Raw genomic sequence first — 12,619 nt, 5'->3', positions numbered from 1 at the left:
CGGTTCTCAGGTGGTTGAAGACTATGTATTTCTAACTCATCCCTTACCGGAGCCGCCGATTAGTCAAGCTTTACAAGGCTGTAATCAGGATGACAATGCCGCGTTCGAGTGAATTGGAATAGGCGGGTCGTCAAATTTTCCGATATGATCGGTATAAACCCTGTATAGACAGGTATATATTCTAACAAAAATTGTAACGTTATTTCGGAATTTACAGAGATTGCCCATCATTGTTGTTACCTCTTGCCATTGTAAGAATCAACTCAACTGCTTAGAACCTGATCGGTTGTGAAGCCCACAGTTAAACAGAGGTTAAGCCCGCTCCACTGTTCAACTGATGATGGCAATTGCAAATGTCGCGGGATTTCCCAAGGGAAAATTTCAAGATGACGGACATCAAAACTGGAGAACAAAAACAACTCATGCTTGTGGATGATGACCCGAATCTCGTCCTCCTGGTGAGGGACTATTTAGAGTTTCGGGGATATGAAGTAAGCACAGCGGAAAATGGACTCAAAGCACTAGAATTGCTAGAGTTACAGCTTCCTGATTTGATTATCTGCGATATTATGATGCCAGAAATGGATGGCTATTCTCTGGTGAAGGTTATTCGAGAAGATCCACGTACAGGCTGGATTCCGGTGTTGTTTTTATCGGCAAAGGGTCAAAGTCAAGATAAAGTCAAAGGTCTTAATACCGGAGCAGATGTTTATATTGTTAAACCCTTTGAACCCGAAGAATTAGTCGCTCAAGTTGAATCTTCTCTCAGACAAGCTTCGCGCTTAATTAAAATTAATAGCCGTCAGGCGGATGGACAACCCAGTATTCAAGCTCGTCCGGGAGTCGAGTTAACACCGACAGAAGTCAGAGTGGTACAACTGGTTGCTCAAGGATTGGCAAATCGGGAAGTTGCTAAAGCCATGAAGGTGAGTCAACGTACTATTGAAAGTCATGTCAGCAATATGTTGAACAAAACCGGACTTCACAATCGCACGGAGTTAGCACGTTGGGCGTTAGAAACTAAAAAGTTTTAGCGATCGCGCATCGAGTTTTAATGAGATCAACCTGTTTCCCGAAGCTGTATACTAGAGGAAAGTCATATTGTACTCATTATTTTATAAAGAAAGTCACAGATTACTCCGCCCTCCGGGTTCGGGGTCTGTCCGCTGCTGTGACCGTTGGTCAACTCTGCTAATGACTCTCCTATAGGGATGAATCCATTGTGGGGTTGATAGGAAAAAAAGTAGCTTGTATCGTTGGGGTACTCCCTCATCTGGGAGTTAGCCCTTCTCGCAGAGTTAGGTAAATGTGAGTCAGCGACTTCGGTGATGACGACGAGATTTAAACATCTCTATTGATGCCTCGGCTGGAATAACTGAGGTTGTTGTGTCTATTTCATACAACCGAGATCCAGAAGTGGAATAACAAATTGAGGAGATTTTTTCAAGTCTCTAAAGTAAATTTACTAAAATCTTAGATTGAGGAGGATTGATACACCTAAAGACTGGACTCAAAATCATCCGGGATCAAGGCAGAGTAGTAAACAATCTTGACCTAAATGCTTGGTGACAGTCCAGATGTTAAGATAAGATAATTAGCTTAAATTCTTTTCTACAAATATCTAGGTCTATAGTTTCTATGCTTAACTCAAAAAACCGTCTCTCTATATTTGTAGACGGTAACAATATGTTCTACGCACAACAAAAAAATGGTTGGTTTTTTGATCCTCGACGAGTATTGACCTATTTCAAACATGAACAATCTGATGTGATTCTAGTCAATGCTTTTTGGTATACAGGCCTCAAAGATCCCCAAGATCAAAGAGGCTTTCGAGATGCTTTGATTAGTTTAGGTTATACGGTACGCACAAAAATTCTTAAAGAATACTACGATGATAGCTCGGGTCGATACTCCCAAAAAGCGAACTTAGATATTGAAATTGTAGTTGATATGTTTAATACTGTAGATCAGTATGATCGAGTTGTTTTATTTAGTGGAGATGGTGACTTTGAACGGGCGATTGAACTCTTACGCTCAAAAAATACTCATATTACCGTTGTCTCCACCGAAGGCATGATTGCTCGTGAACTGCGAAACGCAACAGATCGATACATTGACTTAAATGATATTCGAGATCAAATCGAAAAAGTAGACTATTAATCAAGAGAAAATCAATAACCAAACGGAAAAGCAAAATCAAAATCTGAAGTTTTTCTGAGTTGGGGTTTAATGATTCACTTACAACTAGAGGTTCGAGATCGATGAAAATTCAACCGAGTTCTGACCGTATTATTATCTTTGATACCACTTTGCGAGATGGCGAACAATGTCCAGGCGCCACCCTCAATGTAGACGAAAAGCTGATAGTTGCCCGACAACTCGCCCGTTTGGGAGTCGATGTGATGGAAGCGGGTTTTGCCTTTGCAAGTCAAGGGGATTTTGAGGCGGTTCATCGCATTGCCGAAACCGTCGGGACTGAAGATGGCCCTGTGATTTGTAGTTTAGCCCGGGCGGTGCGTTCTGATATCGAAACGGCAGCCCGAGCCTTAGAACCTGCCGTTCACAAACGCATTCATACCTTTTTGGCGACTTCCGACATTCACTTGCAATATAAGCTCCGCAAGACCCGACAAGAAGTCTTAGACATCGTTCCGGAGATGGTGGCTTATGCCAAGTCTTTTGTCGAAGATGTGGAATTTTCCCCCGAAGATGCTGGACGATCTGATCCCGAATTTCTTTACCAAGTTCTCGAATTAGCGATCGCCGCAGGCGCTACAACCGTTAACATTCCCGATACCGTGGGTTATACAACGCCCGCCGAATTTGGCGCTCTCATTCGCGGAATCAAAGAAAACGTTCCCAATATCGATCAAGCCATTATCTCTGTTCATGGACACAACGATCTCGGTTTGGCGGTGGCGAATTTCCTCGAAGCGGTGAAAAATGGCGCTCGTCAACTCGAATGTACGATTAACGGGATTGGTGAACGGGCGGGAAATGCGGCTCTCGAAGAATTGGTGATGGGGCTTCATGTGCGGCGACAATATTACAATCCATTCTTGGGTCGTCCGGCAGATTCAGAAACACCCCTGACTCAGATTAAGACTCAGGAAATCTACAAAACCTCTCGTCTGGTTTCTAACTTAACGGGAATGTTGGTGCAACCGAATAAAGCCATTGTGGGGGCGAATGCCTTTGCTCACGAGTCGGGAATTCACCAAGATGGTATTCTCAAAAATAAGCTCACCTATGAGATTATGGATGCTCAATCGATTGGGTTGAATAATAATCTGATTGTCTTGGGTAAACATTCTGGCCGTCACGCTTTCGCTCATCGCTTGCAAGAATTGGGGTTTGAACTGTCGGACTCGGATATTAACAAAGCCTTTATCAAGTTTAAAGACTTAGCCGATAAGAAGAAAGAAATCACCGACTGGGATTTAGAATCAATTGCCAATAACGAAATTCACCAAGCCCCAGAATTGTTCCGTTTAGAATTGGTTCAGGTGTCCTGTGGCGATCGCGCACGTCCGACGGCAACGGTGATTTTAAGAACGCCAACGGGTGAAGAATTGATGGATGCCGCGATTGGGACAGGGCCAGTGGATGCGGTTTATAAAGCGATTAACCGAGTTGTTAATATTCCCAATGAGTTAATTGAGTTCTCTGTGCAGTCGGTAACGGCGGGAATTGATGCCATTGGAGAAGTCACAATTCGGTTACGGGCCGAAGGTCGGGTTTTTTCCGGTCATGCAGCAAATACGGATATTATTGTTGCTGCGGCTACAGCTTATGTTAATGCGCTGAACCGCCTCTATGCGGCTCTAGAACCGTCAAATGCAACAGGTGACTTGAAAACCGTCATGGCATAGTCGCGCGCGGGAGATGGGGAGATGGGGAGATGGGGAGATGGGGAGATGGGGAGGTAGGGAGGTAGGAAGGTGGGGAGAGAGAAAAAAACGTCTGACTTTCCCCGTTCCCTGATTTAGCCTCGTTGTTGAGAGTCTCGTCGTCCGAGTTCATAGACACCGCCACTGATACAAGCGATCATTCCCATTGCGATCGCCCAACTGCTATCTAATCCCGCTTCAACCGCCCAATTACATAAGCTACCCACGATTAAAAACGGCACAATGCTAAACAAGGAAGCATAAAAAGCGTTTTGAGATTCTCGGGCGACGCGAGTTCGTTCAAACTCTTTTTTTGAGGTATAGAGTCCTTGTTCAGCAAAGTTGAACCAACGATTGAGTTGTTCGATTACCCATTCACTGAGCGGAGAAAATCCCCAATAGAGGGCAAGTGACCACAAAGCTGCCCCGGCGATTGTTGTGGTGTCAAGGCTAAACCGGAAAAGGAAAATATCAAATAGCATGGGTGATGTTATGGTAAATGTCTAAAATGGGGAATTTGTGATTAATCCTTGACTTATACCTGTTAATGCCGCAAATTTGACTTGATCATAAACAAATCGTTACACTAATTCAACTCAGCTATTCTCTATAGAACAAACATAGAGTAGAATACGGGGTCATATGTCTACGGCAATTCAATCCGGTTGGTTGCCGATTGTCATCGAATTTAATTTTTGGGGTGACAAGCAGACATCAGTTCTCCATTCCACAAACCCGACAGCCCGGAAAATTAATTCCGCCTACTGTCAGCCTGCATATTAACCGTTGCAGAGTTCGGTGGAACGTAAACCAGTAAAAACAGGTGACTGTTACAGGCAAAAGAGAATAGGCAAAAGGATCACCGAACAGGGAATAGAAATCCAATCACACCTGTTACCGCTGACCACCGATTAACTGTCCTCTCTCATCTGTAATCTTTCACCTATCAGAGTGAGGAGTCAAACACACTAATGGTAGAGTCAACACCAAAACGCGCCCAAAACTGGATTCGTCCAAAACGGATTTTGATGTTAGCCGGGTTAATTAGTTTGAGTCTGATGCCGCTTGGATGGCAGAAGCTAGTTAACGCCAGAGAATCCACTACAAATCAAGTTGCGACTGGACTCGATTGGTCAGGGGCGTCTTTCCCTGTGGAAAATTTTCTAGAATATACATCGGGTTTCGGCTATCGTTCCAGTGGATTTCACTATGGTCTAGACTTAGCAGCCCCGATGGGTAGCTATATTCGCAACTGGTGGACGGGAACTATTGTCGAAGTCTGGGAAGATGGCCGTTGTGGGACAGGGATTGCCATTGATTCGGGACAGTGGACGCATATTTACTGTCATGTTCAAGGACGGGTGGAGAAAAACGCCCAGGGCCGTTATTTTATCGATCATGATGGCGGGATTCAACTCATGGAAGGTCAAGTTGTACCTGCGGGAACCCGAATTGCCCGAGTGGGTATGACTGGACGCACAACCGGCCCTCATTTACACTGGGGGTTAAAATATGGCGGTCGTTGGGTTGACCCCGGTCAGGTTTTACTGGCAATGTACAACCAACAATCACAACGGGTTTCTAGTCGGCCTCGTTATTAAAATTCAGGGAACGGGGATGAATGATCAATCTTCCCCAATTCCCCATTCTTTAAACTTGAGAGTGTTGACAACGTTGTAAATAGAGTAATGCAGCTTTGTCGTCTGGATTAACCGTTAGAATCTGCTGTAAAATCGCTTCAGCTTGTTGGAATTCTTGGCGATGATATAAGAAAACTGCTTGTTCAAAGTCTGACTTGGTTTTAATTTTTAAAGCTTGTAGAGATTCGGGATTACCATCATAAATTTCAAATACACCTGCTGCAATATTTTTCCCTTTCACTTTAACCCGATCTAGAAACCGATAACCATAATTTTGAAAATCACTCAAGCGAGATAAGGTTTTTTCACTAACAATAATTCCCGCACCGTAGAGTTTGGTTAATCCTTCTAAACGAGAGGCTAAATTAACCGCATCTGCTATCACGGTACTTTCCATGCGTTCCTGTTCACCGATTGTCCCTAACATCAACGTTCCCGTATGTAAACCAATCCCAATATTAATCGGAAGTTTACCCTGTTTTTGTAGTTCTTGATTGTACGCACTGACTGTTTTTTGCATCGCAATCGCACATTGTACAGCATCTTCAGACGACTGAGGAAATAAAGCCATAATGCCATCCCCAATATATTTATCAATAAAGCCGTTATGTTTACGAATAATCGGACTAACTTGCTTGAGATAACCATTGATAAAATCAAACGTTTCTTGGGGTGACATTTCCTCAGATAAGGTAGTAAATGAGCGAATATCAGAAAACATCACCGTCATTTCTTTTTGAACATGATCTCCTAATTTAACATCAATTATACTTTCATGTCCTAAAAATCTGAGGAAATCATGGGGAACAAAACGGCCATAAGCATTGTTAATTTTGAGTAAACGAAGATGGGTTTTAATCCGGGCTAATAACTCTTGCTTAGAAAAAGGTTTACTTAAATAATCATTGGCACCTGAACTCAAGCCATCAACTAAATCTGTCACTTGATTTTTAGCGGTTAACATTAAAATAGGAAGTTCACTATGGAGATATTTTTCTCGGAGTTTCTGACACACTTCATAACCCGTCATCCGAGGCATCATCACATCGAGTAAAATCAAATCCGGCTTAAATCCTTCTTCGATTAAGGTTAAGGCTTCTAAACCATTTGTGGCTTGAGTAATGGCATAGTTTTGTAGAGAAAGATTGTTAGCAATCACTTGAATATTAACAGGTTCATCATCAACGACTAAGATTTTGAATTCTCCACTATCTTCAATTAAGATTTCGGGAGTATTTTCAAGTTCGAGTTGGGGTTCTGATAGAGAAACATTTGTAGACAGTTTTGAAGGTGGAATCGTTTGATTTTCAGTCGCTTCAACAGGTGATTTTGCTTTAGGTAAGGTGAAGGTAAATTGAGAACCTTCTGCTACTTTTGAACGGACTTCAATCGTACCACCGTGTAATTCAACAAGCTGTTTTGTTACGGCTAAACCTAACCCTGTTCCGCCATATTGACGCGCAGTTGAACCGTCTCCTTGTTCAAAAGATGCAAAAATTTGTTCTAATTTGTCTTCTGGAATGCCAATTCCAGTATCGGAAATAGTGACAGCAATATAATGATTAGATTCGTTGATTATTTTCTCACAAGCTGTGATTTCTACTGTTCCAGATTCAGTAAATTTAATTGCATTTCCGATTAAGTTATATAAAATTTGTTGTAAACGGTTTTCATCGGCTTCAACTCCGGGTAAATCATCGGGTACAGAATTAATCAGTTTGATATTTTTTTGTCCGACTAGAGACTGAGAGAGAACTAAAACCATATCTAAAATTTCCCATAATCCCAAAGATTTTAGCTGAAGTTCGATTGTATTATGTTTGAGTTTAGAAAAGTCTAATATATCATTGACTAGCGTTAAAAGTCGTCGCCCGGAATTGGCAATCATCGTTAAATTTTCAGTAGTTTTGGTGGGTAATTTTCCGGTTGCACCATCAATTAAAGAGTCAGCCAGTCCAATAATTCCATGTAGAGGTGTTCGCAGTTCATGGGAAGTATTTGCGAGAAATTCATCTTTAATTTGACTGAGACGTTTGAGTTCAATATTTTGATTTTCTAGAGTGGCGAAAGAGGTTTGTAATTGTTGCGCCATGTAATTAAATACTTTGGCTAATATTCCTAATTCATCCGCCCGATTAACATCAACGGTTTGATCAAATTTTCCTTCTGAAAAAGCGAGGGCTGAATTTTTGAGTTTTAAAATGGGTTGAATAATCCAACGAGCGGTTAAAATGGCTAAGGTGGTGGCTAGAATTAATGTAATTATACAAAGAATGATTGTCGTGCGAGTATTGGCGTTAATTTGTGCCATGAAATCGGATTCGGGTATTGCGACAACCAGCAACCAATTTAAGCCTGATTCTGTTTTCCAGGGGGTAAGTTGAATGAATTGTCGTTCATTTCCTAGAGTTAAATACAGTTGTTGAGGGGTTTGAATTTGACTAAAGTTTCCAATTTTTTGTTGTAACTCTTGAGTGATAATACTAATTTTTTTATTTTGACTTTCTAAGGCTAAAATCTGCTTAACTTCTTGGTTTTTTTGAATAAAGGATTGAGTTTGACCCGAATTCGCCACCAACATTCCATTCCGTTCTACTATAAAAATGGTCGTGGCTTCACTGAGATTAATTTGATTCAAATATTGACTGATATCTGAGAGGTTTAAATCAACTCCAATCGCTCCAATTAATTGATTATTGGGATTGTAAATCGGATAACTTGCAGAAATTGATAAAATCGGTTTATCTTTCCACTGATAAATTTGACTCCAAACGGGTTGACCTGCGTCAATTACATCAGTATACCAACCTTCAGTCCGGTGGTCTGCATTTTCAATAAAAGTGTTAATATTTTGTTTATTTCCTTGTTCGTCCCGAGTGTAAGAAAACCAATATAAATCTCCGTCTGCGGCTTGACGGTAAAATTCAGTAATTCGAGGCAGATTATCCCTTCGGTTGTTGACCCCAACAAATTGATTGATTTCTAGCCCCCCAAAGTTAATATAACTAACATTAAACACCTCAACTTGTTTGGCAAAATACAAACCCAGTGTTGATAAATTATCTAAATTCACTAATCCCAACTGAATCGCATCTTGATTAATTTGATTAATCTGTTGAGGAATGGTAAAATAATTATCGAGGAATAATTGTATACGAGAGTTGGCTTGTTCTTGTAACTCAATGGCTAACTTATTAACGGCTTCCTGACCATTTTTAAAAGAAAACCATCCGACTAATCCCACAGCGCCGACAATCTGCAAAACAAAAGGCACAACCAACAGCGTTTTTAAGGGAATTTTCGCCGAAAGTTGAGCGAGGGATTGATTGAGCGATTTAATCAACATTCAATAGACCCTGATAATCTAAATGGAGGGGACTATCGGTAAACTACCTCAGTTGTCTCCCCCTTGTGGTCTATTATGCCCGATCTTTAAGTTAAGATTTATTTAATTTCTTTAAAAAGTGGCTTCGTGTAAATCTTCTGGGGTGAGATGAGAGTGAATGACTTCACCATCTTTAAACCAAACAATACGACGAGTTTGACGGGCGACTTCGGTTTCATGCGTCACCATCATCACCGTCATTCCACTGGCGTTAAGTTCAGTAAAAATATCCATCACTTCTTGGGTGGTTTTCGAGTCTAACGCCCCCGTCGGTTCATCAGCTAATAATAACACAGGACGATTTACAATTGCTCGCGCTATCGCCACCCGTTGCTGTTGTCCTCCTGAGAGTTGATTGGGTTTATTTTGAATGCGATTTTCTAGCCCAACTCGAATTAAAGCTTCTGTCGCCCGTTTCCGACGTTCCCCGGTTGGAACTCCTGCATAAAGCATTGGTAACATCACATTATCTAAGGCGCTTAATTGGGCTAAAAGATGAAATTGCTGGAAAACAAATCCGATTTTAATATTCCGAATTTTAGCTAATTCTTGTTCGGACATTTGAGCAACATTCACCCCATCCAAATAATAGGCACCTGTACTCGGACGGTCTAAACAACCGACAATATTCATTACCGTTGATTTTCCAGAACCTGAAGCCCCCATAATTGAACAATATTCGCCCTGTTCAACGGTGAGACTCACGCCTTTTAACGCTTGAACTTCTATCTCGCCCATTCCATAAACTTTTTTAATATTTTCAAGCTTAACAATTGTTTTTTTTGAGGGCGGTTGTTGATGATTTTGTAAGGGAGAAAGAGAAGTTTTCATCTGGTTTGATTGATAGGTTTAATCTATGCACTTCTTAAGGCAACAATGGGATCAAGTTGGGCCGCACGTTTAGCCGGAATTACCCCAAAAAATAAGCCAATTCCACCGGAAACACTCACGGTAACTGCAATTGTAACGGGAGAAATTCCCGCAGACAAAGGCGTAACAGCAGCGACTAAAAACACCCCACCGACGCCAATAGCAGTTCCGAGCAATCCCCCTGCGGCAGAAAGAATGACTGCTTCTATGATAAACTGGGCGAGGATATCTTGCTGAGAGGCACCAATTGCTTTTCGCAGACCAATTTCTTGAGTGCGTTCGGTGACAGAAACTAGCATAATATTCATAATACCAATTCCGCCGACAAAAAGGGAAATTGCTGCTGTTGCTGCTAACACTAATGTTAACGCTCCGGTAATTTGTCCTAATGTATTCATTAGATCTTTTTGGTTACGAACGGTAAAATCATCTTCGTCGGTAATTTTGTGTCGAAGTCGCAGCAAGTTTTCTATCTGAAATTGAGCTGCTTTCATGCTATCTGGATTTTTAATAGAAACAGAAATAAAGGTCACTTGAGTTCCATAAGGTGAAGTTTCTCCCACGATTCGATTAGCCATTGTCGTAATCGGAATAAAAGCATTCATATCCTGATTGGTGCCAAATGTTGAACCCTTCGGTTGCATGACTCCGACAACTTGTAAGCTGATATCTTTGAGGCGAACTTGTTTTCCTAAAGGGTCTTCATTCCCAAATAATTGTTCGGCGAGTTCTGAACCTAATACGACAATTTGTTCATTTCTTTTCAAGTCTAAATCACTCATAAATCTTCCCCTCGCCACATCAAAACTTCGCACGGAAAGATATTCGGGAGTCGCCCCAATTAAAGACGCAGACGCATTTTTTCCGCGATAACTCATCAGTTCACTTCCGTTTAGAGATGGCGCCACTTCTTCAACGACAGGGACTTGTTCAGCAATGGCTTCTGCATCGGCTAAAACAAGGGTTTGAGGAGGATAAACAGGGCGACTTTGGGCTTCTGGACTCCCTGGAATGATAAATAAAACGTTTGGCCCTAAAGAGTTGACTTGAGCATTTACGAAGCTTTGAGCGCCTTCTCCGATGCCGATCATTCCAATAACTGAAGCGTTCCCAATGATGATTCCAAGCATCGTTAAACTACTTCGCATTTTGTTCGCGAGTAGCGTGGTAGATGCCATTTTTATGTGTTCGAGAAAGTTCATTTGTAACGGATGGGTTAGTTGTGGGTTTTTGGGGTTGATGCTTTTGTAACGGATGGGTTAGTTGTGGGTTTTTGGGGTTGATGCTTTTGTAACGGATGGGTTAGTTGTGGGTTTTTGGGGTTGATGCTTTTGTAACGGATGGGTTAGTTGTGGGTTTTTGGGGTTGATGCTTTTTTAACGGATGGGTTGATTTGTTGTAGTCTAGCCAATAGAGTTTAGTTAATTTAGTTGATGATGTCTTCTAGTTTTTTGCCTTCGGGTAACTCAGTGAAAACGCGATCGCCTGCTTCGATTCCTTCTAAGATTTGAATTTGATTTCCAATCGTTGAACCGATTGTTACGGGATGAAATTGGGGTTGATTTTGTTCGTCGGGAAGTAAAACTCCGGTTTCTCCTTTATTAGTAATAATTGCCACGGTTGGCACCACTAACGCATTATTAAGTTTATCCCCAATAAATTTTAAATCAACATTCATCCCGGACTGAAGTAAATCTTTCCCGGTGATCATTTCAACTCGGGCTTGAAACAGGGTTACATCTCGTTCTTTTACGGCTTCTGGGGCGATTAATTGTACCCGTCCTTTAAAGACTTGATCGGGGTAAGCATCGGCAATAATTTCGACTTTTTGATTGGGTTGAATTCGACCAATATCGGCTTCGGGAATTTTCGCTAAGACTTCTAAATCTTTTGCCAAAGCCACTATCGAAGTTGAAGTTGCTGAAGTCGCATCGGATGCCGATGTTGCCGGGGTTACAAATGCCCCTTCTACTGCATAACGTTGAGCAATAACTCCTGCAAACGGGGCGCGAACTTTTGTATCTTCTAACTGCGTTTCATAGTAGCGAACTTGTGCTTGAGCTTCTCGAACTTCCGCCAGGGCTGCGGCTATTTCTTCCGGACGAGTTCCATTAATTAACTGATTCAAATTGCTGCGAACTTCTGCAACTTCGGCGGTCGCTGCGGCAATGTCTTCAACCCGAGCGCCATTTTGCAATTGTCGCAAAGCTTGACGTTCCATCTCAACTGTTGCAACGAGTCTATCAACTTGACTTCGCTGACTTTGTTTAAGTTGTTCGATGCGTCTGGCGGCTTCATCAACGACAGCACTCAGTCGGCGTTCATTTTGCAGATATTCCTCTAAACTATCTTCAGAAACCGCCCCTTGATTTCTCAAGCCTTGATAGCGACGCACCCGTTCACTGGCCAGTTCCAAATCCGCTTTGTTGGCGGTGAGTCTAGATTGGGCCTGAGCAATTTCATCATCCAAACTTCCCGAACGTGCATCGGCTAACCTGGCTTCGGCTTCATTGAGTTTAGCTTGAGCGACAGCAACTTCCTCCATCCGGGTTCCGGCTTCGAGTTCAGCTAAATTGGCTAAAGCCCGATCTAACTTGGCTTGGGCGGCGGCGATTTCTTCGGGACGACTACCCGTTTGTAATTTGTTCAAGTTCGCTCTTACCCGCGCTAACCCCGCTTCGGCTTGTAACACCTGCGCTTCTATTTCTCCGCTTTCCATCCTCGCAACAACTTGACCCGCTTCGACATAATCACCTTGTTCGACAAACAGTTCAGATAGACGTCCTTGCGTTTTTGGGCTGAGGTTCACCCGTCGTACAGGTTGAACAACACCA

At 42.2% G+C, this 12,619-nt stretch carries 9 protein-coding genes; 4 read left to right on the top strand and 5 right to left on the bottom strand.

Annotation, left to right across the window (positions count from 1 at the left end; all coding sequences use genetic code 11):
* Positions 1-386 precede the first annotated feature (386 nt).
* From M595_RS26085 to M595_RS26075, 3 genes are all read left to right on the top strand, one after another.
* Positions 387-1,034 (top strand): response regulator transcription factor, encoded by a 648-nt coding sequence (locus M595_RS26085; protein ID WP_023068929.1) that lies wholly within the window; start codon positions 387-389, stop codon positions 1,032-1,034.
* Positions 1,035-1,638: 604 nt separating this feature from the next.
* Positions 1,639-2,160: a LabA-like NYN domain-containing protein gene (locus M595_RS26080; RefSeq protein ID WP_039897317.1), complete on the top strand. Its 522-nt coding sequence runs from the start codon at positions 1,639-1,641 to the stop codon at positions 2,158-2,160.
* Between the two features lie 101 nt (positions 2,161-2,261).
* On the top strand, positions 2,262-3,872 hold the full coding sequence (locus M595_RS26075) for a 2-isopropylmalate synthase (protein ID WP_023069584.1): 1,611 nt from the start codon (positions 2,262-2,264) through the stop codon (positions 3,870-3,872).
* 113 nt (positions 3,873-3,985) lie between these two features.
* Here the strand turns inward: M595_RS26075 and M595_RS26070 are convergent, their stop codons facing one another.
* On the bottom strand, positions 3,986-4,372 hold the full coding sequence (locus M595_RS26070) for a hypothetical protein (protein ID WP_023069581.1): 387 nt from the start codon (positions 4,370-4,372) through the stop codon (positions 3,986-3,988).
* 489 nt (positions 4,373-4,861) lie between these two features.
* On the opposite strand from M595_RS26070, the gene M595_RS26065 reads away from it, so the two are divergent.
* The gene (locus tag M595_RS26065) at positions 4,862-5,491 is read left to right on the top strand and encodes a M23 family metallopeptidase (protein ID WP_023069583.1); all 630 of its coding nucleotides are present in this window, start codon (positions 4,862-4,864) and stop codon (positions 5,489-5,491) included.
* A 49-nt stretch (positions 5,492-5,540) separates the two neighbouring features.
* Here M595_RS26065 and M595_RS26060 read toward each other — a convergent pair whose 3' ends face one another.
* The 4 genes from M595_RS26060 to M595_RS26045 all read right to left on the bottom strand — a co-directional run.
* Positions 5,541-8,876, bottom strand: a complete 3,336-nt coding sequence (locus tag M595_RS26060; RefSeq protein WP_023069580.1) for an ATP-binding protein — start codon at positions 8,874-8,876, stop codon at positions 5,541-5,543.
* Positions 8,877-8,987: 111 nt separating this feature from the next.
* The gene (locus M595_RS26055) at positions 8,988-9,746 is read right to left on the bottom strand and encodes an ABC transporter ATP-binding protein (RefSeq protein ID WP_023069585.1); all 759 of its coding nucleotides are present in this window, start codon (positions 9,744-9,746) and stop codon (positions 8,988-8,990) included.
* Positions 9,747-9,769: 23 nt separating this feature from the next.
* The gene (locus M595_RS26050; protein ID WP_040484704.1) at positions 9,770-10,987 is read right to left on the bottom strand and encodes an ABC transporter permease; all 1,218 of its coding nucleotides are present in this window, start codon (positions 10,985-10,987) and stop codon (positions 9,770-9,772) included.
* A gap of 224 nt (positions 10,988-11,211) precedes the next feature.
* Positions 11,212-12,619 (bottom strand): efflux RND transporter periplasmic adaptor subunit (locus M595_RS26045; protein ID WP_023069579.1); only part of this gene is annotated, 1,408 nt, incomplete at its 5' end.

Source organism: Lyngbya aestuarii BL J, from assembly GCF_000478195.2.
Classification (GTDB): domain Bacteria; phylum Cyanobacteriota; class Cyanobacteriia; order Cyanobacteriales; family Microcoleaceae; genus Capilliphycus; species Capilliphycus aestuarii.
The sequence above is the reverse complement of the archived record's forward strand: the minus strand, read 5'-3'. Positions and strand labels throughout refer to the sequence as shown.

Excerpts from the sequence above, each read along its gene's own strand:
- M595_RS26085 (WP_023068929.1), top strand. The coding sequence starts at position 387 with ATGACGGACATCAAAACTGGAGAACAAAAACAACTCATGCTTGTGGAT.
- M595_RS26080 (WP_039897317.1), top strand. The coding sequence starts at position 1,639 with ATGCTTAACTCAAAAAACCGTCTCTCTATATTTGTAGACGGTAACAAT.
- M595_RS26075 (WP_023069584.1), top strand. The coding sequence starts at position 2,262 with ATGAAAATTCAACCGAGTTCTGACCGTATTATTATCTTTGATACCACT.
- M595_RS26070 (WP_023069581.1), bottom strand. The coding sequence starts at position 4,372 with ATGCTATTTGATATTTTCCTTTTCCGGTTTAGCCTTGACACCACAACA.
- M595_RS26065 (WP_023069583.1), top strand. The coding sequence starts at position 4,862 with ATGGTAGAGTCAACACCAAAACGCGCCCAAAACTGGATTCGTCCAAAA.
- M595_RS26060 (WP_023069580.1), bottom strand. The coding sequence starts at position 8,876 with ATGTTGATTAAATCGCTCAATCAATCCCTCGCTCAACTTTCGGCGAAA.
- M595_RS26055 (WP_023069585.1), bottom strand. The coding sequence starts at position 9,746 with ATGAAAACTTCTCTTTCTCCCTTACAAAATCATCAACAACCGCCCTCA.
- M595_RS26050 (WP_040484704.1), bottom strand. The coding sequence starts at position 10,987 with ATGAACTTTCTCGAACACATAAAAATGGCATCTACCACGCTACTCGCG.